Source organism: Stenotrophomonas maltophilia complex sp. Om-AH-Sm3 (genome assembly GCF_059337855.1).
The window spans coordinates 232,414-256,765 of the sequence record NZ_JBYBLQ010000006.1 but is presented as its reverse complement, the minus strand read 5'-3'; the positions used below and the strand labels follow the sequence as shown (position 1 = coordinate 256,765).

Here is a 24,352-nt window from a genome sequence, read left to right as displayed (position 1 = left end):
CGATGCCGTGCTACCTGAATGGCTGCATCACTACAACTGGCACCGACCCCACATGGGGATCGGCAGCCAGCCGCCTATTTCCAGAATCCCGCTGAACAACGTGGTGGGTTTACACAACTAACAGTCGACTCTACCCAATCAATGTTGCTCGGTTGGTGCCGGTACCCGCACCATCTTCGTCATCAAGTGTTCCACCACACCCGCCGGGTCCGCAGTGCGGCCGACATGCGTGCTCGACATCTGCACAACCGAGCTGCGCTTGGCGGTGAGGAAATGAAAGCGGGCGCGCGCGGGCAGCTGTGCGATCGGTCCGGCGCTGGCGTCGCCACGGCAGATGGCCACGATCGCATCCAACCACGGTTGCAACGCATCCTGATCAAGCGCTGGAGCGAACGCGTGCAGGCGTGCCGGATCGATCTCGATGGCCGCTTCCAGATGGCGCGCGCCGGGGCAGGAGACGATCACTCCGACGTTGATGAACTCCTCGCGTTCCACCCGCGGTACCACGCGGATGACCGCATAGTCATACGTGTGCAGCGTGGGCACGGACGGCCTCCTGCACGAACACCGCACGCACTTTCAGGCGGTGCTTGAGATAGTCGATGTAGCCTTGGCGATAGGCCTGCGGACTGTCGAATGCCGGTTCGTCCACCAGCCAGCTGTCCGGCACCAGGCCGACGATGCGCTCGATCTCGGCATCGCTCAGGCGCGCGGCCAGTTCGGTATCCACCTCGGCGATGCGGCTGGCGAACGACAGCAGCACATGGTCGCGGATCAGCACGAACGGCTTTTCGCAGGCATCGCCGGCATTGGCCCAGTCGTGGTGGAAGTACATCGCCGCGCCGTGGTCGATCAGGTACAGCTTGCGGTGCCACACCATCAGGTTGGGGTTGCGGGTGGTGCGATCGACATTGCTGGTGAACGCATCGAACCAGACGATGCGCGAGGCCAGGTCGGCGTCCACCGGCATCGCCGCCGGATCGTAATTGATCGCACCCGGCAGGTAGTCCAGGCCCAGGTTCAGGCCCTCGCTGGCGCGGATCAGCTCCTGGATCTCCGGGTCCGGTTCGGTGCGGGCGAACTCGCGGTCCAGCTCCACGAACAGGATTTCCGGAATCGGCAGGCCCAGCGTGCGCGCCATTTCGCCGGCGATCAGCTCGGCGATCAGCGCCTTCGGGCCCTGGCCTGCGCCACGGAACTTCAGCACGGCCATGCCGTCGTCGTCGGTCTCGACCACGGCGGGCAGGGAGCCGCCTTCCCGTAACGGGGTGATGTAGCGGAGGGCATGTACGGTGCGCATGGGCGCATTCTAGCGTGGGTGCAGGTACAACCCTCTGATCGGCGAGGACCGATTTCGGCCTTCACCTGTCCCTTCCGCCTGCGATGGCAGCATCGTGCTCCAGGAACCCTTGGGTTCATGGGCGTACTGGCACTCTCGATGCAGAGGCTTCAGGCCGGGCACCTGCTCGACTGCCAGCGACGCGCACTGCGAAGCGGAAACCTCATCCACGATGTCCTACAGGCTACGGAGGTGCACCGATGAGCGACGAATTCACTCCCATGCTGCCGCCCTTGGACGACGCCAAGGTCGAGGAAATGATCGGCAAGGTCGTACTGGTAGGGGTGACCCGCTATGGCGGCGACGGCCAGGTAAAGGGGCTGGAGCAGTACGCCGGCACGGTGCTGCGCATCAGCGCCGACGAGGGCGTGGTGCTGGCCGACGAGAATGATGGCCACGAGCGCTACCTGCCACCGATGCTGGACCAGTACCAACCGGCCGAGCCCGGCGAGTACCGCATGCGCACCAGCGGCATGATCGTGGTCGACCCCGACTACCTGGCCACCTGGGACCTGCACGCGCAGCAGTAGTGCCAGGCCAAGTCTGGCAGGTGCAACGGATTGCCCTGTTGGAACCGAACTCAGCTAGCGCAGCCGTTCGGGCAATCTGCGGGTCAGCGGGCTCAATGCCTGACGATCGGGCCAAAGATCGGGAAAGATCTCAAATTTGAGATGGTCCCGATCTATCCCGGTGGTGAAATGTCGAACAAGCCTGTCCTGGAGGTCGTCACTCCCCCACATGTTGGTCAGCTCGAACGCTTCGATCGCTTCCCGGTCTTCGTCGACTGAGAGGCTGTGCTTGATTACGGGAGCTTGTGTGACATCAAGATCATTCCCGGGTCCTAGATCGATCAGCCGCCCACCAGAGAACAGGCTGTCGGCGGAACCCGTGAAATACTGCCGATCCATTGAACTGTAGGGGCGAATCCAGTAGTTGGGAAGCTCAATCAGGCAACGGGTACCAATGGCTATCTTCCGCATTGCCAGTCGTTGGTGGACCACCGTTCCGACGAACACTTGGAACAATGGACGGTATTGGCTCAAGTCAGGGGAATCCCAAGAATCTTCACTTGAGCAGATATCGAAAAAGCGCATTACTGGTCTGTTGCGCATCTGCGCAATCGTGAATAGATCCTCCCTCAGCTTGAGTACGACATGCTGCCCAGGCTTCCATCTGATAGTACCTGTCGACCTTTTGGCTGGATCTGAGGGATTCATTGGCTTGTAGAGCGATAGAGGATCGCCCCATCCTTCTGGCGGACAGTGATCGTGTCCTCGCACCACTCAAGACTGCCAAGTCGATGGGCAAAAATGATTTCGTCCGGCAGACATTCCAGGATGACCTCCTTCAGCACGGTATGACCGTCCTTGCTGATGTCCAGTGTCATGCTGAAGTTGTTTGGTTTGAGGCTGCAGTGGAGCGTTGCTCGAACCCGATCAGTGCGATAATACTTGGTTTGGTGCACCCATTCGTTCTTGTACCCGCCGGCCCTGAATTCGGCAATTCCGTCGAGGATCTCCGAAATCGGGATGACGTGGTGTTCTGCCAGACCGGAGAGTCCGTCCAGGATCATGGCGATGTAAAGCTCGTGCCTGTTGTCATCGTCAAGTGCTTCATAAACGCTGGCGTTAAATGAAACACGCGGAACAACGGCATGGGCGCCCTGCACAGCCCATGTTGCCGTTTCCAGCTTCGATCCTTGAATACAGATCTTGTTGAAGCCAGCCGTTCTGAAACGCAGCTTCTTGAGGTGGCGCTCCAGGTAATTGCAGATATATCTGGTTTTGAATCCGAATGTGGTGCCCAGCGAAAACCCGAGATCTGAGATTGGATCGCCCCAATGCTCGTCTGGGTTCAGGTAGAGATAGATATTGCGCAGGATCATGAATTACAGGGTAGAAGATCGCATCTCCAATTTTTGGCGCGGTCGAGACCTGCATCCCATTGTTGACTCGAACGGCAATTTGCGCGGACAGAGCCGAAATTCGCTGGGACCCTTGGCCCGAAAGGCTTAGCGCGCTCTGCGGCTGGCTGTTGACAAGCGGGGAGGCTGCGCTTCGGGCCGCACTTTGCCCCATCCAGCCACTAGCCCTTCCGGCCCATTCACGACAACCCCTGCGGTGCTAGATTCGGGCCCTTGCCCGTTTCCGGGCTCCCATTCACACCCCAGGGGATAAGGATGCTCATCCGTCGTACCTCTCTGGCGGCGGCCGTTGCCGTTGCCACCTTCGGCCTGCTGGCCACTGGCCCGGCGCTTGCCGATTACGCAAAGCCGCCGGAACACCTGCTCAAGGTGCTGAAGGCGCCGCCGCCGCCGGCGCCGAACGTGGCCCCGGGCGGCCAGCGCCTGTTGCTGACCACCGCGCAGACCTACCCGTCGATCAGCCGCGTTGCCCAGCCGTACCTGAAGCTGGCCGGCGTGCGCCTGGAACCGAAGAACCGCAGCCGCCATGACACCCCCGGTGGCTATGGCATCCCGGCCTGCGTGGCCGACTTCACCCTGGTCGACATCGGCAGTGGCCAGCAGACCAAGGTCAACCTGCCGCAGGGCTGTGCCACCGGCGCGCTGTGGTCGGCCGATGGCAGCCGCTTTGCGTTCCAGAACGCGGTCGATACCAGCGTGCAGCTGTGGGTGGGCGATGCCGCTACCGGCCAGGTGAAGCAGGTGCCGAACGTCCAGCTGAACCCGATTTTCGGCTATACCGTGCAGTGGCTGGGCGGCAGCCAGAACCTGCTGGTGAAGCTGGTGCCGGCCAACCAGGGTCCAGCACCGTCCAACGGTGGCGTACCGACCGGCCCGGATGCACAGGAGTCGCTGGGCAGCAGTGGCGAGAGCAGCACCTACGAAGCCCGCGACACGCTGACCAGCGTCCATGACGAGAAGCTGTTCGCTTATTACGGCGCCTCGCAGCTGGCCGTGGTCGATACCGCCGCCAACAGCGTGCGTCCGGTCGGGCAGCCGGCGCTGTTCAACGAAGTCAGCGCCGCGCCCGATGGCGTGCACGTGCTGACCGAATCGATCAAGGCGCCGTACTCGCATGCGGTGACCTACCAGCGCTTCGCCAACGACGTGGCCGTGCTGGATATCGCCAGCGGCAAGTCCACGCCGATCGCCAGCCTGCCGCTGGCCGACCGCGTGCCGGTGCACGGCGTACCGGAAGGCCCGCGTGGTTTCGACTGGCGTGCCACCGATCCGGCCACCGTGGTCTATGCCGAAGCGCTGGACAAGGGCGACTGGAAGGTCAACGTGCCGCATCGCGACCGGGTGCTGATGCTGAAGGCGCCGTTCAACGGCAAGCCGGTCGAGATCACCCGCACCGCACAACGCTTCGAAGGCTTCGCATGGACTGCCGATCCGGCCGTGGCGTTCCAGTTCGAGAACGACGAGAACCGCCACTGGATGCAGACCCGCATCATCGATGTGGACCAGCCGAAGAAGGAAGGCCGCCTGCTGTGGGACATGTCCAGCGATGAGCTGTACGGCAACCCCGGCAACCTGGTCTTCACCCGCCTGCCGAATGGTGCGCAGGTCGTGCGCCGTGAGGGCAACCATGTTTTCCTCAGCGGCCGTGGTGCCTCGCCGCAGGGCGACCGTCCGTTCCTCGACCGCCTCGACCTCGGCACGCTGAAGAGCGAGCGCCTGTTCCGCAGCAGCGCTGATGCCTACGAGCAGTTCCTTGGTTTCAGCAATACGCCTGGGCGCTACCTGACCTGGCACCAGTCGGTGATCGATCCGCCGAACGCCTTCATCCGTCAGCAGGGTGAGGCGGTGGCCGATGCGAAGACCGGCGAGGCGCAGTTCGCGTCCACCGCGACCGCGCTGACCAAGCTGGTCGACCCGACTCCGGAAGTGCGCCAGATCAAGAAGCAGCTGGTGACCTACAAGCGTGCCGATGGCGTGGACCTGTCGTTCACCCTGTACACGCCGCCGGGCTACAAGGAAGGCCAGCGCGTGCCGGCGATCCTGTACGCCTACCCGGCCGACTTCGCCAACGCCGCGCAGGCGGGGCAGGTGTCCGGTTCGCAGCAGACCTTCACCCGCCTGCAGCCGTACCGCCTGATGCTGCTGGCCGGCTACGCGATCATCGACAACGCCTCGTTCCCGATCGTGGGTGACCCGAAGAACGCCTACGACACCTACCTGGAACAGCTGGAAGCCGACGCCAAGGCAGCGGTGGACAAGGCGGTGGACATGGGCGTGGTCGATCGCAACCGCATCGGCGTGACCGGCCACAGCCATGGCGGCCTGATGACCGCCAACCTGATCGCCCATACCAAGCTGTTCAAGGCTGGCGTGGCGACCAGCGGTTCGTACAACAAGACCTTTACCCCGTTCGGCTTCCAGAACGAGCGTCGCTCGGTGTGGCAGGCGCAGGACGTGTACCTGAAGGCCTCTCCGTTCTTCTATGCCGACAAGATCAAGCTGCCGCTGCTGCTGGTCCACGGCGAGGACGACGCCAACCCGGGCACTGAGCCGTTCCAGTCGCGCAAGCTCTACCAGGCGATCCGAGGCAACGGCGGCATCACGCGGCTGGTGATGCTGCCGAACGAACCGCACTGGTACACCGCGCTGGAATCGAACGGGCAGCTGGTGGCGGAAATGCTGAACTGGTTCGACACCTACGTGAAGAACGCCAAGTAAGGAGACGGGAAGGCCGCCCCAGGGCGGCCTTGCTGTATCGGGATGTGAGTGGGTAGACGGCCTGGATCCGGATGCGGAATCGGGAATCGGGAAGCCACCTGCCATGAGGCATCCGGGTCCACCCGGGCTGCTAAGCTGGGAGTGGAAACAGACCAGGAGACATCGATGCGTCGCAATGGGATGCGCGCCATCACTTTTGTCATCGCGACGCTGTTGGCCGGGATGACACACGGAGTGGAAGCGCAGGCTCTGCGGGCAGATGACCGCAGCTACTTTGGCAGCGCCTCCCAGGAACGTGAGGCGTGGCAGAACCTCGAGCGGAGGACCCATGCCCTCAAGGCACTTCATGCGCCGCCAGACGTGAGGTTCCAGCAGGCCGAACAGCTGTATGGCGAGTGCCTCCGGCACCATGGCTACCTGCATCTTCAGGCCGCGCGCAATGCCGACGATGCCCGGCTGGCCAACACCCAGGGCGAAGTCGCCAGCACATGTGGACGCATCGCGGCGATTGCCAAGCAGGCATTGCGTGATGCGCCCGCGCACGCTGCCTGGATCGGGCCGCATGCCGACCTGCGTGAACGGGCGTTGCGGGAGGATGTGCAGCCGGCCAATGCAGCGCTGGTGGATGCGGTCGACACGTTGGCTGACCCGGCGCTGGACAGCTTCGGGCGTCTGCACCGGCAGCTGCTGCAGTCGGCCCTCTTTGCGCGTTTCGAACATGAAGGCCGCACGCTCGACAGCCGCACCGACGCGCGAGCCCTTTCCCGCCTGCCGGACCGTTCACTGCGCGAAGCGGCATGGCGTGCCTACTGGCAGGGAATGGCGTCGCGGCGCAGCGAAATGGCAACGGTGCTGCTGGGCCTGGTCCGCCTCAACGAGCATGCGTCGGAACTGCAGGGCGATGGAACTGCGCCTGACCGCAGCTACCGGCACATGGGCTTGGATCAGGCCGCCGTCGACGCGACACTGGCGGCGGTAGCGCGCCACGCGCTGCTGCGGCGGAACTACCAGCAGATGCAGTTGACCCATCTTGAGCGCATGGGCCAGGCGTCTCCACAGATCTGGGACATGGACCTGCCTGATGCGGGCTATATTCCTCCGCCGCTTGACCTGGCGCAGTTGCGTGATGCGGCGGCGGCATCAATGCAGGTGCTGGGGCCGGATTACGTGACAGGGCTGCGCGGGCTGCTCGATCCTGCGGGCGGACGCATGGACCTGGGCGGATCGGCAGGGCGGCGCGCGATGGATGCGTTTTCGATCAGCGCCCCCGGCGTGCCTTCGTTGCTGTTCGTTGGCCATCGCCAGGGCGATCTGGAGGGGGATGTCCAGATCGCTCACGAAGCCGGCCATGCCATGCATGGCCAGTGGATGCAGCGCGGCGGCGCATCATCATTCCAGCGCAACGGCAACAAGTGGTTGACCGAGGCCTTCGCCATCTACAACGAACTGAAGTTCCGCGATTAGCTCTACCGGCAGGCCAGTGATCCACGTGCCAAGGCGTATTACCTGAAGTCGTTGCTCGATGACATCATCCTGCAGCTATTCGTATCGTCTGAAGAGGCCGATCTGGAACAGTCCATCTATCAGGACGTGGCCGCCGATGAGGTTGGCAACGCAGACGCGCTTGATACGCTGACGATGAAGGTGCTGGGCAGGTACGGGGGCGCATCGGAGCAGTATCCCGAGCTGCGCAGCACCTGGATATCCAAGCGGCTGATGTATGAGGATCCGCTTTACCTGGCTAATTACCTGTATGCCGGACTGATTGCGGTGCAGCTCTTCGCCCAGGACCAGCAGGATCCGGGGGGATTCAGGGAGCGCTACCTGGCCGTCCTGGGCGAGGGCTTTGATCGCCCACCGCAGCAGCAGGTCGAGCAGTTGCTGAATGCGAAGCCCGACTGGTCACGCCTGGTCGAGCAAGATCTGGGCGTTTTCCAGCAGTACCTGGCGCAGCTGCAGGGACTGCATGCGGAAATCGAGCGCCAGAGCGGTCGCTGAACAGGCGAGAGCCTGCTGCTGCCGGCACCCGTGTGATGTACGCGGTGCGCAACGAGCCGGACGCGTTTTCCGCGGTCCTCGACTCGGCCCGCAATGCGCTGGCCGCGCGCGAAGCGAACCGGATGCTGCCCCGGGTCCAGCGCTTCAGCGAACTGCGTGCGGAATACTTCCGGCGTGACCAGACTATGGCGATCATCTTCCTGTGCGCCGGCATCTCGCTGTTGATCGTGACCGGCACGGGCGTGTATGGGCTGGCCAGCTTCTGGGTCCGCAAGCGCTATCCGCAGATCGGCATACGACGTGCGTTGGGTGCCCGCAGGCGCGATGTGATCAGCTTCTTCATGATCGAGAATCTGATGCTGACCTTCGTCGGCGCGATCGCTGGCAGCGTACTGGCATTGGCGTTGAATGTCTGGGTTTCGCGCTACTACGAGGTACCTCGCATCGATCCCGGGTACCTGGTGCTGGGCGTCGGGCTGGTGTTCGCCCTGGGGCAGCTGGCTGCCTGGCTACCGGCGCGGCGGGCGGCGCGCGAGGCCCCCGTGGCGGTTCTCAACAGTACCTGATGGATCCGGAGGGTGACCTCGTGTCATTGGCCGTTGCGATTGCGTAACCATATGTGATGCGGGTGCCATGGCGTGCGGAAGCTGCGATACGCTGCAGGCCTGTTGCTGTCTGCCATGGGTTTCACCTATGAAGTCCAAACGTGTTGTCGCAGTGTTGGCGCTGGTGATGACGCCGAGCCTGCATGGCCAATCACTCCCCTCCGAACTGGCGCAGCTGGGCATTGTCGCCGGCATGCCTTATGCCAAGGCCAAGCGCCTCATGAATGCGGCAGGGTGGCAGGTGAGTCCGGTTCAGGGCGCGCCTGAGTCACTCGAGGGCTTTCCGGAAGTCGGATGCCAAAGGGGCGCCAAGCAGTGCGCGACGACCTTCGAAAAGGAAGGTCAGCAGATCGCGGTGCGGCTGGGCACTACCCTGGCAGGGCAGCCGTTCGTGCAGGGCGTGGACTGAGCGCTCATTGCGTTCAGGCCAGCGGTAACCGGTCCTGCGCGTGCGACAGCCGATCGTGCAGCTCGCGCACATGCTCGGCTTTGGCATGCACCCGGGAGGTGTCGCCGAAGCTGCGCAGGTAGGTGCACGCGGCAAAGCCGGCACTCTTCTTTTCGTACTCGGCAATCCAGGCCAGTCGATCCGGATTGTTGGCCTGTTCGGCTGACCACGCGGCCACCGGCGGCCGGATGCGGTACTTCAGGCCGACGCGCCACGGCTTCGGTGTCAGTCGCGCACGGAAACAATGCTGCAGCCGGCACATGCGCGCGTACAGGGTGTCGGTGCCCAGTGCCTTGAAGAATGCCTGGAGCTGCTCGTCCTCCGGTGAGAACGTGGCATGCATCGCCAGCACGCGCAGCCCGGCGGGTGTGCGGTAGGCACGCAGGTGCCAATCGGGATGCTGTTCGCTGAAGGCGTCCACGCGTTTCAGCGCAAGCCCTTCAGCACCGCCGGCGGCGGCCAGGCGCTGCTTCCGCCGCATCAACAGTGTCGCGTTGACCAGCAGCACTGCCGCCACGCCCAGTACCAGGCCCACCAGCCAGTGCCAGAGCAGGGTGCCGATGACGGCGCCGGCAAGCAGCACGATCGCAGCCACGATGGCCGGTATCACGCAGCCGGCCGGTGGCTGCGCATGGTCGATGTCGGCAAACAGCACGTCGGGGCTGTTGAGGCACAACGCACCATAGCTGTTGCGGGTGATGATGACATCGCCGTCGCGCTGCACGATCTGCTCGCGGATTGGCACACCCTCCACGCCATAGTTGCTGCGCACTTCGCGACGCGGCAGCGCCTGCCCGGCGAGGATGGCATTGAGGGCTTCGTTGGCGCGGCGGTCGGCGTGGGCCTGGGCCTGGGCAGGTCCCTCATCGGACCAGCCGAAGCGGCGCACGACCACCGGCCGGCCACGGAAACGGGCCTGCAGGCGGGCTTCGGCCCAGTACGCGGGAACGATCATCATCGTGCGGTGCTCCATCATCCATGGCAGGTGCCTGAGTGAGTCTGGCACAGCCCCGAAGGGCCTGCATGTGCACGCTGCGGTGGCCGGGGCGGAGTGATAGATTGCGCGCTTCGCATGCACTCCACCAAGGACGGAGCGATGTCGAGTTTCCTGCGTTGCCTGCTTGCCCTGGCCTGTGCCGGGGCGGTCGGCGTGGCGTCGGCGGGTACCCCGCCGGGGCCGCAGATCCTCACCACCGATGCCAGCCGCTTCTACGCGCTCTACGACAGCACCGGCGGCAAGCCCAGCGTCGCCCAGCTGGCCGGTTACCTGGCCGAAGGCAGTCCGGGCCTGAGTGAACTGGCGAAGGCGCGCCGGGTCACGCCCGAACGCATGGCCGAAGCCATTGCCAGCCAGCCCGGGGTGTATGCGCAGGGCCGCAGCTGCCTGGCGGAGCTGCCGGCGGTGAAGCAGCGCCTGGTGCAGGTGTTCGGCAACCTGCAGGCGATCTATCCGCAGGCCGCGTTTCCTCCGGTGACCCTCGCGGTCGGCCGTGGTCGGCCGGTCGGGTTGACCTCGAAGAGTGGGGTGATCATCGGCCTGGAAGCGCTGTGTGCAGCCGATTTCATGAATCCCAACGTGCAGGACCGTTTCGTGCACGTGATCGCGCACGAGTACGTGCACATCCAGCAGACCGGCCTGACCGATTTCGAGCCCGGCGACCCGCATGCGACGGTGCTGCGTGTTTCGCTGGGCGAAGGCATCGCCGAATTCATCGCCGAATTGATTTCCGGCAACGTCGGCAACAGTCGCCATGCGGCATGGACGCGCGGCCGCGAGGTCCACATTGAAAGCGCCTTTGCGCTGGATGTGGACAGTACCGATCTGTCGCCGTGGCTGTACAACTACAAGCCCGGTTCGCAGGAGCCCTATGACCTCGGGTACTGGGTGGGCTACCGCATCGCCAAGGCCTATTACCTGCAGGCCAAGGACAAGCGCGATGCAGTGCGTGCGCTGATCCAGCAGGACAACCCGAAGGCAATCCTGGCTGCCAGCGGCTGGACGCCCGGCATGTGGATGCCGGCCAAGGTGACCGGCGTGGTCGCGCGGTCGGCGGCGCGGTAAGCGCGGGGCCGCGCGCTAGACTGGCCCGGACATTCAAGGGAGAGACCCCATGCGTTCCTTGTCCGGCGGCCTGGCCGCAGTTGCCATCGGTATCGCGCTGAGCGCCCACGGGGTGGCGGCCGAGATGCCCGCGATCAACCCTTTGCTGCTGGAGCCTGTCGAAAGCCTGCGCGCGGACGAAGTGCGCTTCATGCAGCAGCGCCTGGCCGATTGGCCGCAACTGCAGCGTTATCGCGACGCCAACGCGCGACTGCCTGCCGCTGTACCGGGGCAACCACGCGTGGTGTTCTACGGTGATTCCATCACCGAAGGCTGGGGCAGGGAAGGCAGCGCATCGTTCTTTCCCGGCAAGGGCTGGCTCAACCGCGGCATCAGTGGCCAGACCACGGCGCAGATGCTGGTGCGGTTCCCGCAGGACGTGCTGGCCCTGAAGCCACAGGTGGTGGTGATCCTGGCCGGCACCAACGACATTGCCGGCAACACCGGCCCGTCCACGCAGGCGATGATTGAAGACAACCTGCACGCGATGGTGGACCTGGCACGCGCACATGGCATCACCGTGGTACTGGCATCGGTGCTGCCGGTCAGCGATTACCCGTGGTTGCCGGGCACGGCACCTGCTCCCAAGGTGCGCGCATTGAACGCGGCATTGAAGCGCTATGCCGATGCGAAGCAGCTGATCTATCTGGACTACTACACGCCGATGACCAATGCCGCCGGAGGGCTGGATCCGCAGCTGGCCGAGGATGGCGTGCATCCCACGGCGAAGGGCTATGCGGTGATGGCGCCGCTGGCGGAGGCTGCAATCAGGCGCGCAATGGCGCCGGACTAGGCACAGCACCCGCAATGCACAGCGTCCAGCCCGTCGAGGTAAAATGGCCCCGGAGCTGGCCACGCAGCGTGGCCGCCAGGGACGATGGGGTGGGTGATGCGGAAGGGAATCCAGGGATGGCTGCGCCGCAGCGGCGCAACGATGGCACTGCTGCTGGCGGCCGTACCGGCGTTCAGTGCAGACACGGCGGCGCCTTCGCCGCTGACGCGTGAGCCGGTGGCCGGAGTTTCACTGGCCGAATGGACCGCCCGCTGGTGGCGCTGGGCCGACGCCCAGGGCGGCGCGCCCTATCTCGACCCGGATGGCCGTGTATGCGATGTGGGCCAGGAAGGCCCGGTCTGGAACCTGGCCGGCACCAATGGCCGTTTCCGGCCACATCGCGAATGCGTGGTGCCGGCGGGCAAGTACCTGTTGCTGCCGATCATCAACATGGCGCACTACCAGGTGGATGAGTCTGTGTCCTGCAAGGAGCTGCAGGCGGGGGCGGCGGTCAACAACGATTATCTGATCAGTGCAGTAGTGCTGCTGGATGGCCAACCCCTGGGCGACATGCGCATGCATCGGGTGCGCAGTGAAGGCTGCTTCCGCATGGATGACGATGACGCAGACTCACGGCTGGCCGCCGCCGACGGCTACTGGGTGATGCTCAAGCCGTTGCCGCCAGGCCGGCATACCCTCAGCGTGGGCGCCAACTACGGCGTGCCGGAGGGTGGCGCGTACAGCCGCATGCGGCAGTCCTTCGAGTACGTGCTGCATGTGGGAGGGCGCACCCAGGTCGTATCGCGCAAACTGCACGCGGTGCCGCTGGCCGCCCCCTGAAGCTCAGGCATCGTCCTGCTTCAACGCTGCATCGGCCGCCAGCAACGCTTCGGCGGCCGCACTGAGCGGCGGCGAGGGCGGGGCAACCACGCCGATCGCTTCCATCATCTTCGGCATGCCCAGGAACTGGCGCGCGCGGCGGTCGTAGATGCCGGTGACCAGCAACGCGCGCGTGGCGATCTTCTGCTCGGCACCGATCAGCACGCGCTGCTCCATGATGCCGCGCGAGCCGACCCAGCCCACCAGTCGTGTTTCCAGGGTGAAGCGCTGGAACGGCTTCAATTCGCGGCGGAACTGGATGGTGCCGGCGCCGACGATCGGCGCCCATTTCTCGCGCAGCGCCACCCGGCCCAGACCCATGCGCAGGATCAGGTCCAGCCGGCCCAGGTCGAAGATGTTCCAGTAGCGGCCGTTGGTCATGTGCAGGTTGCTGTCCAGGTCGTTGGGCAGCACCCGGAACTGCAGCCGCGAGACCCCGAACGGGGCCTCCAGCTTCGGCCGGAACAGGCTGCACAGCAGCAGGTGGAGCAGGCGGAACCAGAGATTCATGGCTATGACGACTGTTATAGAATCGCCGGTACGCTAATCTATGACGACTGTCTTAGCAAGGAGACCGCCGTGAGCCCGCGACCGTCCGATGCCCCACAGCGCGTGATCGATGCCGCGGCGCAGATGCTGGCGCGGGTGGGCCTCAATGCCACCAGCATCCGCGAAGTGACCAAGCTGGCCGAGGCGCCATTGGGCTCCACCTACCATCACTTTCCCGGCGGCAAGCAGGAGCTGCTGGCGCGCGCCACCCACATGGCCGGCGACAAGGTGGAGGCGCTGCTGGTGGAGCTGTTGAAGGATGGGGCGGTACAGGGCCTGCAGCAGTTCCTTGCGATGTGGCGCGAGCGTCTGCTGCGCTCCGGGTTCCGCGCTGGCTGCCCGGTGCTGGCCGCTGCCGTGGAGGAGCCGGTGGAGGCGACACCCAGCCAACCCCGCGCGGCGGCCGCCGAGGTGTTCGCACGCTGGCACGGCCACCTCGCCTCGGCATTCGTCGCCGAAGGACACGCCCCGCCAGCAGCGGCTGAGCTGGCCAGCCTGGTGATCGCCAGCGTGGAGGGGGCGGTGGCGATGTGCCGTGCGCTGCAGGACATCGCCCCGTTCGATCAGGTGGCCGCGCAGCTACCGAAGGCGGCCACGCGGCCTTGATCGGCCGGTGCCGACAGGCCAGACTCGCCAGCAGCCCACGACTGGATGCCGCCATGGACGAATTGCACCATCGTCAGTTGATCGAGCACTACCTGCAGGCCTACAACCGCTTCGATATCGACGCCATGCTGGCGGTGCTGGCGCACAACGTACGCTTCGAGAACCACAGCGGCGGCCAGCTGACGATGTTCACCGAAGGCGTCGATGCCTTTGGCGAACTGGCACGCCAGTCTGCGCGCCTGTTCCGGGAGCGCGAACAGCGCTTGCTGGCGCTGGTGTTCGATGGCGACCAGGCGACGGCGACGATTGGCTGGCGCGGCGTGTTCGCGCAGGATGTTCCCGATGGACCGCGTGCGGGCACTGAGCTGGAACTGCAGGGCCAGAGCGAGTTCGTGTTCGCGGGTGGCCGCATCGAACGGATCATTGATCGCAGCTGAGGATCGGCCGCTTGGAACCGCCGTCTGGACAGCGGAGCTGCCGGCGGTAGAATCCGCCCAACACCGCCTACGCGTGCCCGGCAAGGATGTCCGCATGCAGCATCAGGTTCCCGAGGTCCCTGGCCGCGATGCCTCCCGCCCCCTGGCGGCGGCATGAAGCGCTCGCGCCATTTTTCACGCAGCCCACTGACATTGCCGATGAACCGCGGCAGCGAAGTCGTGCGTGCGCTCAGGCACTTGCAGCAGCGCGGTTGGCCACGCCTGCAGATGGCACTGATCGTCGCCCTGACCGGTGCGGCCGGTTTCCTTGCCTCGCACCTGCTGCGCTTGGCCGGTATCGACGCGATGTGGTTTCGCTACCCGATGGCCGTCGTGCTGGCCTACGGCGTGTTCCTGCTGCTGATGTGGATCTGGATCCGCTGGCGTTGGGACAACGTGCTGGATGGCCTGTCGCCGGATGTGGGCGGTGGCAGCCCATCCCCTCGCGGCAGTGCCGTGGAATCACCGTGGAGCGGCGCCGGCGGCCGTTCCGGCGGTGGCGGTGCGTCGGCCTCGTGGAACGAGCCGGCATCGGTGAGCAGTGGCGACGCCGGAGAGCTGCCGTTGGCCGGGCTCGCTGAAGACGAAGCGGGCTTGCCGTTGCTGGCCATCCTCGGCATCGTCGCGCTGGTGGCGACCGTCCTGCTGGCCAGCGTGTGGGTGGTGTGGTCGGCGCCGGTGCTGATGGCCGAACTGCTGGTGGACGCGGCGATCGCCGGCGGCCTGTACCGGCGCATGCAGGGCATGCACGAGCAGGGATGGTGGCGGGTATGCGTGTCGCACACGGTCTGGCCGCTGATCGGCCTGTTGCTGTTCTTCGCGGTGCTGGGCTGGCTTGCTGAGGAACTCGTGCCGGGTGCGAGCCACCTGCTGCAGGTCATCCAGGGGCTGTAATGCGGTTGCTTCCTTCATATGGCCCGGTCCCGACCTGTTTTCAGCCGCCCTGAACAGTGGGCTATGATCGCGGTCGCCGAGGATTCGTATCCTGGCGGTTTCACCTATCCGGAGCTTGTCGTACTGCATCGGGAACCGGGGCGCTGGATGGCCGAACGCCCACTGAGACACACAACCACTGACGAGGAAGAGCGCATGGATGTCGCTGCACGCAGGAACAGGACGTTGTTTCGTTGGATCATGGTGACGCTGCTGGCGGTGTTGTTGCCGTTTGCAGCACTGGCGCAGCCGGCAGCCGGGCAGGGCGATGGCGCTGAAGCCGGCACTGCCGCGGAAGAGGCGCAATGCCGCGCCTGCGCCTATGAGCGCATTGGACCGAAGGTTGATATCGGCCTGGTGGCACTGGTGTCGCTGCTGGTGGTGGGTCTGCTGGTAGCGGTGTCCCGCGAGTGGGGAACCACCTCGCAGCGCTGGACCTGCCGCACGCTGTCCCTGTTGCTGGTGGGCATCGGCGCAGCGTTGCTGTGGTGGGCCGGCAGCATCCTCTACCTGGGTTACAACCCTTGGCAGGAGCAGCTCGCACCCAGCGACGGCTCGCTCGGTTCCACGCTGCTGAGTACGTCGCCGAAATGGCTGGCGGCACTGGTGCTGATCGGCTTCGCGCCTACCATCTGGAAGCGCAGCGAGCGCCTGCCAGCGTGGCGTATCGGCTGACTCAGGAACGGCGGCGCCGGATCACGCCCGGCGCCGCCTTCTGCCATCAATCAAAGCGCCAGCGCACACCTGCGTAGACGCCACGACCTTCGCCCGGTGTCGAGCGGGCGACATCCCTGCCGGCATCGTCGTAGCCCGGTGTGACCGTGGCGGCATAGTGGCGGTTGCCGATGTTGCGCATCTCCGCCCAGGCCTGCCAGCGACCGCCGGGGGCGTCGTAGCCGATGCGGCTGCCGAAGATCACATGGCTGTCGGCCCAGTAGCTGTTGGCATAGTCCACCGCGATGCGCGAGGCGTATTCGGTGTTCAGTGCCGCGTACAGGCCGGATGCATGATCGAAGCGCAGCTCGGCCTGGTAGGCGTGGCGCGGCAGGCCGGGCAGGCGGTTGCTGCCGAAACGTGCATCGTGGCGGTAGCGGAAGTCGCTGAAGGTATACGCCTGGCGCAGCGACAGGCGGCCCGGTGCAGCCTGCCACAGCGTGCTGTCCAATCCGGCCTCGATACCGCGGTGCACGGTGGGGCTGGCATTGTTCTCGGCGATGAACAGGTTCGGCAGCGGTTGCAGTTCGACGCTCAGCAGTTCGTGGTTCACGTGGGCGTAGTAGCCGGTCAGTTCCCAGCGACCCAGCGCCGCATCACCGCGCGCGCCCAGTTCCAGCGTGGTGGCGGTCTGGTTCTGCATCGGCACCGGCGCGCGCTGGCGGCCGGTAGACGGGCCATTGCCCGGCCCGAAGTACTGGTTCGAGCCCCAGATCATCGACCACGGGTGCGGTGCCTCCACCGAACGGCTGAGGTTGCCGAACCACTGGGTCTGCGCGCTGTGCTGCCAGGTAAAGCCCAGTCGCGGTGCGTAGTCCCAGCCGTGGTCACGCAGGCGGCCGCCGCTGCTTGGCCAGGTCACCTGCACATCGCGGCGGGTGTTGATCAGCGCCAGCCCAGCCTGCATGCGCAGGCGGTCATTGAAGGCGAGGGTGTTGCTGACGTGCAGTGTGCTGTCGGTGCCGTGGTGGCGGAAGTCGCGCGTGCGCGTGCCGGCGGTATAGCCGTTGCTGGCAAAGCGCAGCGACTCGCGCACATCGGCGTCCAGGTCATGGGTGACGCGCAGGCCGACCGTGGTTTCGCTGTCCAGGCCGAACAGCCGGTGGCGGCGGCGGTAGTCCAGTGTGGCGTTTAGGTTGGCGTAGTCCAGCTGCTGGCGATACAGGCTCTCGTTCAAGTCCATCGGGTAGGTGTGGTAGACCAGCCCGGCCTGCAGCGACGAATCCTCATCGATCTGCAGCGTGGTGACATTGCCCACCCAGGTGCTGCCCGGCTGCGGGCGGCGCGCATCGATGGCCAGGTTGGCCGCATTCGCGGCGTGTGGATCGTTGCGGATCTGGTCGCGGGTCAAGCGACCGGGTGTTTCGTGATTGGTTTCGCGGTAGCGCACGAAGAAGCGCGTCTGCAGGTCGGGCGTGATCTGCCAGCCGATGTTGGCCATCGCGCCCTTGCCGTCGCCGCGCGCATGGCGCTGGTAACCGTCGAACTCGGTATCGGTGTAGGCCAGGAAGTAGTCGACATCGCCGTTGACGCCGCCCCAGCTGAGGCCACGCTTCTGGTAGCCACGGCTGCCGGCTTCGTAGTGCAGCTGCACGCCCGCCGAATCACGGCCGCTGCGGCTGACGTAGTCGATGGCACCGCCCAGCGCGAGCGCGCCGCGCTCGAAGCCGTTGGCGCCGCGCAGGACTTCCACGCGCGACAGCCACAGGGGTTCCAGCAGTTCGTAAGGCGTGCCACCTGGGCCGGTCAGCGGCAGGCCGTCGATCGACACCGCAATGCCCGAGGCATGCGCGCCCGGCCCGCGGTTGATGCCCGAGCCCCGGATCGAGATCCTGGTGCCCTCGTTGCCCGGCGACTGCGCGCTGATGCCCGGCTGGTAGGCCAGCACATCGGCAATGCTGGACAGTCGGCTGTCGGCTTTGGCCACGTCGATGACGTTGCTGGCGCCGGGTACGCGCTTCAGCGCCTCGCGCGCCTGCGCGCTGGCATCAGCAGCGGTGACCTGCACCGCATCCAGCGTGGTGGCCTGCGGGACTGCAGCGGCAGTGGAGGCGAGGCCAAGGGAAACGGTCAGAGACAGCAGCGAGGGGATGGGGCGGTACGACGAGAGCGACATGCGGGAATGCTGTAAACCACGAAAGTGGCGCGCAAGTTAACAGGTCGACGGCGCCACGTCACCCATCGGCGGCGTATGGCCGCCCGCCGCGTTCCTGTAGAGCCGAGCCCTCGCTCGGCTAATCGCGCGCAGCGCGGGTTGTCTGCCATCGCGACGAAGAGCAGCCGAGCATGGGCTCGGCTCTACAGCAGGGTTTATGGCGAGGGTTTCGTCAGCGTCTTCGACTTTGCGTAGAACTGATCAGCTGCTTCCTTCTCGCCCAATGCCGCATGACACTCGGCCAGGCTGTCCCACACATTGGCCGAATCCGGATACAGCTCGGTGTTGAGGGCGAATACCTTCAACGCCCTGCGTGCACCAAGGCTCTCGCGGATGGCATAGCCGCTGGCGTTGATCGCTCGTTCCAGCTCGCTGCCCGCCACCCGGTTGTCATCGCGCAACCAACTGCGTATCGCCTGGGCAGCGACTGCATCATCATCCAGCGCATACGCGACCAGCCCCTCGGACAGCACCGGGACTGCGCGGCGAAGATGGAATCGACGGCGGCAGGTGTGTGCGTAGCGCGATCACGTTCGCCGCTGGCGCCCTGGTACAGCACCTGGCCGTTGTGGGCGACCAGTACCGCCTGACCGGCGATGCCGTAGCGTTCGAGGTTGGCCTGCAGTTGGGCGTCGAGCTGGGTAGAGAGGCCGGCGGAGAGGTCACTCGCTGATGCGGGCGGAGCAGCGAACAGGACGCAGAGCAATGCAGCAGCAAAGGTGCGGTACATCGCGGTGATCCATCAGCGGTGATGGCGCATGGTGGTCAAGACGGAAGAGCGGGTCAAGGGCACCGATTCCCGCATCAGGGAGTGCCGGCCGCGGGCCGGCACCCCTGCGATCAGCCCAGGATCGCCGGCAGATCCAGTCCCTTTTCCTTCGCACAGTCGATCGCGATGTCATACCCCGCATCGGCGTGGCGCATGACGCCGGTGGCCGGGTCGTTCCACAGCACGCGGCCAATCCGCTTCGCCGCTGCCTCGGTACCGTCGCAGACGATCACCATGCCGGCATGCTGGGAGAAGCCCATGCCCACGCCGCCGCCATGGTGCAGCGAGACCCAGGTCGCGCCGCTGGCGGTGTTGAGCAGGGCGTTCAGCAGCGGCCAGTCGGACACCGCATCGGAACCGTCGGCCATCGCTTCGGTTTCGCGGTTCGGCGACGCCACGCTGCCGCTGTCCAGGTGGTCACGTCCGATCACCACCGGCGCCTTCAGTTCGCCGTTGGCGACCATCTCGTTGAACGCCAGTCCGAGTCGATCGCGATCACCCAGGCCGACCCAGCAGATGCGCGCCGGCAGGCCCTGGAACTTGATCTTCTCGGCGGCCATGTCCAGCCAGCGGTGCAGGTGGGGATTGTCCGGAATCAGTTCCTTCACCTTGGCATCGGTCTTGGCGATGTCTTCCGGGTCGCCACTCAGTGCCGCCCAGCGGAACGGGCCGATGCCGCGGCAGAACAGCGGGCGGATGTAGGCCGGCACGAAGCCGGGGAAGTCGAACGCGTTCTCCACGCCTTCTTCCAGCGCCATCTGCCGCAGGTTGTTGCCGTAGTCCACGGTCGGCACGCCGAGTGCGTGGAAGCCGAGCATGGCGCGGATATGGTTGGCCATCGACGCGCGCGCTGCTTTCTCCACTTCCTTCGGCGCGGACACGCGCTTTTCGTCCCATTGCTCGACGGTCCAGCCCTGCGGCAGGTAGCCGTTCACCGGGTCGTGCGCGGAGGTCTGGTCGGTCAGCAGGTCCGGCTTCACGCCGCGCTTGAGCAGTTCGGCCAGCACGTCGGCGACGTTGCCGAGCAGGCCCACCGACTTCGGCGTGCCGGCCTTGCAGGCTTCATCGATCAGGCGCAGCGCTTCGTCCAGGTTGTCGGTCCAGGTGTCCAGGTAGCCGGTGCGCAGGCGCATGTCGATGCTGCTCTTGCGGCACTCGACGGCCAGGCAGGAGGCGCCGGCCATCACGGCGGCCAGCGGCTGTGCGCCCCCCATGCCGCCGAGGCCACCGGTGAACAGCCACTTCCCGGTCAGGTCGCCACCGAAATGCTGGCGCCCCATCTCCACGAAGGTCTCGTAGGTGCCCTGCACGATGCCCTGCGCGCCGATGTAGATCCAGCTGCCTGCGGTCATCTGGCCGTACATGGCCAGGCCCTTCCTATCCAGCTCGTTGAAGTGGTCCCAGTTGGCCCAGCGCGGTACCAGGTTGGAATTGGCGATCAGCACGCGCGGCGCATCGGCGTGGGTGCGGAACACGCCCACCGGCTTGCCCGACTGCACCAGCAGGGTCTGGTCGTCGTCCAGGCGCTTGAGCGTTTCGACGATGGCATCGAAGCTCTCCCAGTCGCGTGCGGCGCGGCCGATGCCGCCGTACACCACCAGTTCCTGCGGGCGCTCGGCCACATCGGGGTGCAGGTTGTTCATCAGCATGCGCAGCGGCGCTTCGGTCAGCCAGCTCTTGGCGTTCAGCGTGGTGCCGGTCGGCGCGGCGATGGTGCGGGACGGGTCGTTGCGGGTCATGCGGCGCTCCGGTTCGTAGCGAATTCAAGGCAGGCATTGAGCACCTGCGCCAGGGTGTGGCGCAGCGGTGCGGCGTGGTCGGGGTCGAGCGGCGTGGGCCAGCTGTGCTCGTCCACCTGGTCCGGCAGGGGTTCGTGCATGTAGCCGCGGCAGGCCAGCTCCATCTGCAGGCTGTGCACGCCGCCGGCGATGTTGCTGTAGTGGCGGGTGATCCAGCCACCCTTGAAACGGCCGTTGCGCACCTGGCTCATGCCACTGATCTTCAGCAGGTTCTCCACCACGTCGCTCAAGGCGTTGTCGCAGGACGTGTCCGGCGCGCCAGACGGGCCGGCGGTACCCAGGTTGAACTGCGGCAGTTCGCCGTCGAACAGGTGCGGAATATGTGAGCGGATCGAATGTGCGTCGTACACCACCACCGTGCCGAACTTCGCGCGCAGACGCGTGATCTGCGAAGCCAGCGCATCGTGGTAAGGCAGGAAATACGTGTCGCGGCGACGGGCGATTTCTGCGTCGTCCGGTTCGCGCCCGGCGTGGTACAGCGGCTGGTTGTCGAAGGTCGTCAGCGGGCACAGGCCGGTGGTGTTCTGGCCCGGGTACAGCGACACGCCGCTGGGATCGCGGTTGAGGTCGATCACCGAACGCGAGATTGCCGAGCGCACCGTGGTCGCGCCCATGCCACGCACGAAGTCGTACAGCTCGTGCACCCACCAGTCGGCGTCGCGGCGTGCCAGCCACGGCGAGTGGTAGTCGCCGATCAGGTCGTGCGGCAGCTCGCTGCCGGTATGCGGGAAGCTGACGATGAGTGGGGCGTCGCCCTCGTGCACCGTCAGCCATTCGGGAAGGGTCGTCATGCCTGCGGTTCCACGGTCGGCAACAGATCGCCCAGGCCCTGCGCCAGCGCACCGCTGCGCACCAGATTCGTGGCGGTCACCATGTCCGGATGGAAGTAGCGGTCTTCTTCCAGTGTCGGCACCTGCGCACGCAGGCTGGCGCGCACGCTTTCCAGCGCGGCACTGGAGCGCAGCGGGGCGTGGAAGTCGCAGCCCTGCGCGGCGGCCAGCAGTTCGATACCGATCACGTTGGCGGCGTTCTCGGCCATCTGCATCAGGCGGCGTGCGCCGTGCGCGGCCATCGACACATGGTCTTCCTGGTTGGCCGAGGTCGGGATTGAATCAACGCTGGCCGGGTAGGCGCGCTGCTTGTTTTCCGAGACCAGTGCAGCCGCGGTCACCTGCGGAATCATGAAGCCGGAATTCAGGCCCGGGCGCGGGGTCAGGAACGCCGGCAGGCCGGACAGCGCCGGGTCCACCAGCATCGCCAGGCGGCGCTCGCTGATCGAGCCGATCTCGCACACCGCCATCGCCAGCATGTCGGCGGCGAAGGCGACCGGCTCGGCGTGGAAGTTGCCGCCGGACAGTGCTTCGCCGGTGTCGGTGAACACCAGCGGATTGTCGGAGACGCCGTTGGCTTCGATTTCCAGCGTGGTTGCGGCCTGGCGCAGGATGTCCAGCGCCGCGCCCATCACCTGCGGCTGGCAGCGCAGGCAGTACGGGTCCTGCACGCGCACGTCGTTGTCGCGGTGCGATTCGCGGATGTCCGAGCCCTGCATCAGCGCGCGCAGCGTCGCGGCAGTGGCAATCTGCCCGCGCTGGCCGCGGATGGCGTGGATGCGCGGGTCGAACGGCGTGTCCGAGCCCTTGGCCGCTTCCACCGACAGCGCGCCGGTGACCAGTGCGGCCTGGAACACGGTCTCGATCTCGAACAGGCCGGCCAGCGCGTAGGCGGTGGAGAACTGGGTGCCGTTGAGCAGCGCAAGGCCTTCCTTCGCGCCCAGTTCGATCGGCTGCAGGCCGGCACGTGCCAGTGCATCGACCGCCGGCAGGCGCTCGTCACCGATGAAGGCTTCACCGACGCCCAGCATCACGCTGGCCAGGTGCGAGAGCGGCGCCAGGTCACCCGAGGCACCCACCGAGCCCTGTGCGGGCACCACCGGCAGCACGCCCTTGACCAGCATCGCTTCGAGCAGCAGCAGGGTTTCCTCGCGAATGCCCGATGCGCCCTGCGCCAGGCTGACCAGCTTCAGCGCCATCATCAACCGCACCACGCTGGCCGGCATCGGCTCGCCCACGCCGGCGGCATGCGAGAGCACGATGTTCCGCTGCAGGGTGGCCAGGTCTTCGCGCTCGATGCGCACGCTGGCCAGCTTGCCGAAGCCTGTGTTGATGCCATACACCGGCGCGCCCTTGGCGACGATGGCAGCCACCGCCGCAGCGCTGGCGCGCACCACCGGCAATGCGGCCGGGTCCAGTGCCAGCGGCGCACCGCGGTAGACCTGCCGCCACTGGGCGAGAGTGACATGGCCGGGGCGAAGAACCAGGGTGTTGCTCATGTGTTGCTCCAGGAGGCAGGCAGGTCGGGCTGGCCGCGCACCACGCGCGCGTGCAGCGGGTTGAATCCAATGCGATAGACCAGGTCGGCGGGCGCATCGATGTCCCAGATCGCCAGGTCGCAGTCCATGCCCACGGCCAGGCGACCGATGCGCTCGCCGTGGCCCAGTGCGCGCGCCGCTTCACGGGTGAAGCCGGCGATGCACTCATCCACGGTCAGGCGGAACAGGGTGGCGCCCATGTTCATCGCCAGCAGCGGGCTGGTCAGCGGCGAAGTGCCCGGGTTGCTGTCGGTGGCCAGCGCCAGCGGCACGCCGGCCGCACGCAGCGCGGCGATCGGCGGCAGGGTGGTATCGCGGGTGAAATAGAAAGCACCGGGCAGCAGCACGGCGACGGTACCGGCAGCGGCCATCGCGGCGATGCCGGCGTCATCCAGATGTTCAATATGGTCGGCCGACAGTGCACCGAAGCTGGCCGCCAGTTCGGCGCCATGCTGGTTGCTCAGCTGCTCGGCGTGGATCTTCACCGCCAGCCCGTTGGCGCGTGCCGCTTCGAAGACCTGCCGCGCCTGCGCCGGCGAGAAGGCGATGTTCTCGCAGAACACATCCACCGCTTCGGCCAGGCCTTCGGCGGCGATGGCCGGAATCATCACCTCGCACACCTCGTCGGTGTACTCCTGTGCCTCGCGGCCCGGCGGAATCGCGTGTGCACCGAGGAAGGTGGTCACCACGTTGACCCGGCATTGCTCGCCCAGCGTGCGTGCAACCTGCAGCTGCTTGCGTTCGTCGGACAGGGTCAGGCCGTAGCCGGACTTGATCTCGATCGTGGTCACGCCTTCGGCGCGCATCGCCAGCAGGCGCGGGCGGCTCTCGCTGGCCAGTTGCTCGGGCGTGGCAGCGCGGGTGGCGCGCACGGTGGAGACGATGCCGCCGCCGGCGCGGGCGATCTCGGCATAGCTGACGCCCTGCAGGCGTTGCTCGAATTCGTTGGCGCGGTTGCCGGCGTAGACCAGGTGGGTGTGGCAGTCGATCAGGCCCGGCGAGATCCAGCGACCTTCGCCGTCGATGCGGGTGGTCGGCTGCAGGTGCGCATCGCTGCCGGCAGCGCCGACGTGGACGATGCGGCCCTCGGCGCAGGCCAGTACGCCATCGCGGATGACACCCAGGCCCTCGCCATCGAGGGTGATCAGGTGAACGTTGGACCAGAGGGTATCGACGTGCATGGCATCCACAACGCGGCT

25 protein-coding genes and 1 pseudogene are annotated in these 24,352 nt (G+C 66.0%); 14 read left to right on the top strand and 12 right to left on the bottom strand.

Annotation, left to right across the window (positions count from 1 at the left end; translation table 11 throughout):
- The coding region (locus tag AC10QF_RS10250; RefSeq protein ID WP_494542133.1) for an integrase core domain-containing protein at nt 1–121 on the top strand (121 nt) is incomplete at its 5' end.
- Between the two features lie 17 nt (nt 122–138).
- Here the strand turns inward: AC10QF_RS10250 and AC10QF_RS10245 are convergent.
- Nucleotides 139–546, bottom strand: a complete 408-nt coding sequence (locus AC10QF_RS10245) for a DUF3037 domain-containing protein (RefSeq protein WP_061480045.1) — start codon at nt 544–546, stop codon at nt 139–141.
- Nucleotides 524–1,300, bottom strand: coding sequence for a HipA family kinase (locus AC10QF_RS10240; protein ID WP_494542132.1), 777 nt, complete (start codon nt 1,298–1,300; stop codon nt 524–526). Before AC10QF_RS10240 ends, AC10QF_RS10245 begins: the two co-directional genes overlap by 23 nt.
- A 239-nt stretch (nt 1,301–1,539) precedes the next feature.
- Between AC10QF_RS10240 and AC10QF_RS10235 the strand changes: the two genes are divergently transcribed.
- Nucleotides 1,540–1,869: a hypothetical protein gene (locus AC10QF_RS10235; RefSeq protein ID WP_099605154.1), complete on the top strand. Its 330-nt coding sequence runs from the start codon at nt 1,540–1,542 to the stop codon at nt 1,867–1,869.
- Nucleotides 1,870–1,923: 54 nt separating this feature from the next.
- Here AC10QF_RS10235 and AC10QF_RS10230 read toward each other — a convergent pair whose 3' ends face one another.
- Entirely contained in the window at nt 1,924–2,556 is a 633-nt protein-coding gene (locus tag AC10QF_RS10230; RefSeq protein ID WP_494542131.1) for a DUF8309 domain-containing protein, read from the bottom strand.
- Nucleotides 2,553–3,224 (bottom strand): hypothetical protein, encoded by a 672-nt coding sequence (locus AC10QF_RS10225; protein ID WP_180877803.1) that lies wholly within the window; start codon nt 3,222–3,224, stop codon nt 2,553–2,555. Before AC10QF_RS10225 ends, AC10QF_RS10230 begins: the two co-directional genes overlap by 4 nt.
- A gap of 294 nt (nt 3,225–3,518) precedes the next feature.
- Between AC10QF_RS10225 and AC10QF_RS10220 the strand changes: the two genes are divergently transcribed.
- The 4 genes and pseudogenes from AC10QF_RS10220 to AC10QF_RS10205 all read left to right on the top strand — a co-directional run bounded on the left by AC10QF_RS10220 (nt 3,519) and on the right by AC10QF_RS10205 (nt 8,993).
- The gene (locus AC10QF_RS10220) at nt 3,519–5,981 is read left to right on the top strand and encodes a S9 family peptidase (RefSeq protein ID WP_494542130.1); all 2,463 of its coding nucleotides are present in this window, start codon (nt 3,519–3,521) and stop codon (nt 5,979–5,981) included.
- A 165-nt stretch (nt 5,982–6,146) separates the two neighbouring features.
- A pseudogene (locus AC10QF_RS10215) lies at nt 6,147–7,979 on the top strand (M3 family metallopeptidase).
- A 35-nt stretch (nt 7,980–8,014) separates the two neighbouring features.
- Nucleotides 8,015–8,545, top strand: coding sequence for an ABC transporter permease (locus AC10QF_RS10210; RefSeq protein ID WP_494542129.1), 531 nt, complete (start codon nt 8,015–8,017; stop codon nt 8,543–8,545).
- 127 nt (nt 8,546–8,672) lie between these two features.
- Nucleotides 8,673–8,993, top strand: a complete 321-nt coding sequence (locus AC10QF_RS10205) for a hypothetical protein (RefSeq protein ID WP_494542128.1) — start codon at nt 8,673–8,675, stop codon at nt 8,991–8,993.
- A 13-nt stretch (nt 8,994–9,006) separates the two neighbouring features.
- Here the strand turns inward: AC10QF_RS10205 and AC10QF_RS10200 are convergent, their stop codons facing one another.
- A complete protein-coding gene (locus AC10QF_RS10200) occupies nt 9,007–9,990 on the bottom strand; it encodes a hypothetical protein (RefSeq protein WP_171957323.1) in 984 nt (327 codons plus the stop codon).
- Between the two features lie 138 nt (nt 9,991–10,128).
- Here AC10QF_RS10200 and AC10QF_RS10195 point away from each other — a divergent pair, with 138 nt between their 5' ends.
- The 3 genes from AC10QF_RS10195 (at nt 10,129) to AC10QF_RS10185 (ending at nt 12,745) form a co-directional block, all read left to right on the top strand.
- Entirely contained in the window at nt 10,129–11,094 is a 966-nt protein-coding gene (locus tag AC10QF_RS10195) for a DUF2268 domain-containing putative Zn-dependent protease (RefSeq protein ID WP_494542127.1), read from the top strand.
- A 49-nt stretch (nt 11,095–11,143) separates the two neighbouring features.
- Nucleotides 11,144–11,926 carry an SGNH/GDSL hydrolase family protein gene (locus tag AC10QF_RS10190; protein WP_111127367.1) on the top strand — a complete coding sequence of 261 codons (783 nt, stop codon included), beginning with the start codon at nt 11,144–11,146 and terminating at the stop codon, nt 11,924–11,926.
- 141 nt (nt 11,927–12,067) lie between these two features.
- On the top strand, nt 12,068–12,745 hold the full coding sequence (locus tag AC10QF_RS10185; RefSeq protein WP_005417335.1) for a hypothetical protein: 678 nt from the start codon (nt 12,068–12,070) through the stop codon (nt 12,743–12,745).
- Nucleotides 12,746–12,748: 3 nt separating this feature from the next.
- Here the strand turns inward: AC10QF_RS10185 and AC10QF_RS10180 are convergent, their stop codons facing one another.
- Nucleotides 12,749–13,294: a thioesterase family protein gene (locus tag AC10QF_RS10180; protein WP_012511531.1), complete on the bottom strand. Its 546-nt coding sequence runs from the start codon at nt 13,292–13,294 to the stop codon at nt 12,749–12,751.
- Between the two features lie 69 nt (nt 13,295–13,363).
- Between AC10QF_RS10180 and AC10QF_RS10175 the strand changes: the two genes are divergently transcribed.
- The 4 genes from AC10QF_RS10175 to AC10QF_RS10160 all read left to right on the top strand — a co-directional run bounded on the left by AC10QF_RS10175 (nt 13,364) and on the right by AC10QF_RS10160 (nt 16,023).
- On the top strand, nt 13,364–13,939 hold the full coding sequence (locus AC10QF_RS10175; RefSeq protein WP_494542126.1) for a TetR/AcrR family transcriptional regulator: 576 nt from the start codon (nt 13,364–13,366) through the stop codon (nt 13,937–13,939).
- Between the two features lie 53 nt (nt 13,940–13,992).
- A complete protein-coding gene (locus AC10QF_RS10170) occupies nt 13,993–14,376 on the top strand; it encodes a nuclear transport factor 2 family protein (protein WP_494542125.1) in 384 nt (127 codons plus the stop codon).
- 153 nt (nt 14,377–14,529) lie between these two features.
- Nucleotides 14,530–15,309, top strand: coding sequence for a hypothetical protein (locus AC10QF_RS10165; protein ID WP_494542124.1), 780 nt, complete (start codon nt 14,530–14,532; stop codon nt 15,307–15,309).
- A gap of 195 nt (nt 15,310–15,504) precedes the next feature.
- Nucleotides 15,505–16,023, top strand: coding sequence for a hypothetical protein (locus AC10QF_RS10160; protein WP_494542123.1), 519 nt, complete (start codon nt 15,505–15,507; stop codon nt 16,021–16,023).
- Nucleotides 16,024–16,069: 46 nt separating this feature from the next.
- Here the strand turns inward: AC10QF_RS10160 and AC10QF_RS10155 are convergent, their stop codons facing one another.
- A complete protein-coding gene (locus AC10QF_RS10155) occupies nt 16,070–18,178 on the bottom strand; it encodes a TonB-dependent receptor family protein (protein ID WP_494542122.1) in 2,109 nt (702 codons plus the stop codon).
- 194 nt (nt 18,179–18,372) lie between these two features.
- Nucleotides 18,373–18,690, bottom strand: coding sequence for a hypothetical protein (locus AC10QF_RS10150; protein ID WP_494542121.1), 318 nt, complete (start codon nt 18,688–18,690; stop codon nt 18,373–18,375).
- A gap of 41 nt (nt 18,691–18,731) precedes the next feature.
- Between AC10QF_RS10150 and AC10QF_RS10145 the strand changes: the two genes are divergently transcribed.
- The gene (locus AC10QF_RS10145) at nt 18,732–18,890 is read left to right on the top strand and encodes a hypothetical protein (protein ID WP_494542120.1); all 159 of its coding nucleotides are present in this window, start codon (nt 18,732–18,734) and stop codon (nt 18,888–18,890) included.
- A gap of 167 nt (nt 18,891–19,057) precedes the next feature.
- On the opposite strand, the gene hutU is transcribed toward AC10QF_RS10145, so the two are convergent.
- Genes hutU through hutI form a run of 4 tightly spaced genes read right to left on the bottom strand, consistent with a single transcriptional unit; the run spans nt 19,058 to nt 24,334 of the window.
- On the bottom strand, nt 19,058–20,725 hold the full coding sequence (gene hutU / locus AC10QF_RS10140) for a urocanate hydratase (RefSeq protein ID WP_171957334.1): 1,668 nt from the start codon (nt 20,723–20,725) through the stop codon (nt 19,058–19,060).
- Nucleotides 20,722–21,576, bottom strand: a complete 855-nt coding sequence (gene hutG / locus AC10QF_RS10135; RefSeq protein WP_494542119.1) for an N-formylglutamate deformylase — start codon at nt 21,574–21,576, stop codon at nt 20,722–20,724. Before hutG ends, hutU begins: the two co-directional genes overlap by 4 nt.
- Nucleotides 21,573–23,114 (bottom strand): histidine ammonia-lyase, encoded by a 1,542-nt coding sequence (hutH, locus tag AC10QF_RS10130; RefSeq protein WP_494542118.1) that lies wholly within the window; start codon nt 23,112–23,114, stop codon nt 21,573–21,575. The genes hutG and hutH overlap by 4 nt, the downstream gene beginning before the upstream one ends.
- Nucleotides 23,111–24,334 (bottom strand): imidazolonepropionase, encoded by a 1,224-nt coding sequence (gene hutI / locus AC10QF_RS10125; RefSeq protein WP_069139862.1) that lies wholly within the window; start codon nt 24,332–24,334, stop codon nt 23,111–23,113. Before hutI ends, hutH begins: the two co-directional genes overlap by 4 nt.
- Between the last annotated feature and the right edge of the window lie 18 nt (nt 24,335–24,352).